General features: G+C 71.0%; 1 pseudogene. It reads right to left on the bottom strand.

From position 1 onward, the window contains the following. Window positions 1-293: pseudogene (locus tag ACNQ0T_RS23915) on the bottom strand (hypothetical protein); the annotation flags it as partial.

The raw sequence follows: 293 nt of genomic DNA, 5'->3' as shown, positions 1-293 counted from the left end.
CCTCGGACGTGAACGCGTCGGCGTAGAACTCCTCGGCCGGCAGGCCGCACTGCGCGACAAAGTCCTTCTGCGCCGAGTCCACCATGATGGGCGCGCCGCAGGCATAGACCTGGTGGCCGGAGAGGTCCGGCAGATCCGCCATCACCGCGCGGTGCACGAAGCCGGTGCGGCCCGCCCAGCCTTCATCAGGCTCGGAAAGCACCGGCACATAGCTCAGCGTGGGCCACTCGGCGGCGGCCTGGGCGGCCCAGGCGTGCAGGTAGAGGTCGGCCTGCTTGCGGGCGCCCCAGTAC

Source organism: Enterobacter cloacae complex sp.6700776 (assembly GCF_048284255.1).
Taxonomy (GTDB): domain Bacteria; phylum Pseudomonadota; class Gammaproteobacteria; order Enterobacterales; family Enterobacteriaceae; genus Enterobacter; species Enterobacter intestinihominis.
The sequence above is the reverse complement of the archived record's forward strand: the minus strand, read 5'-3'. Positions and strand labels throughout refer to the sequence as shown.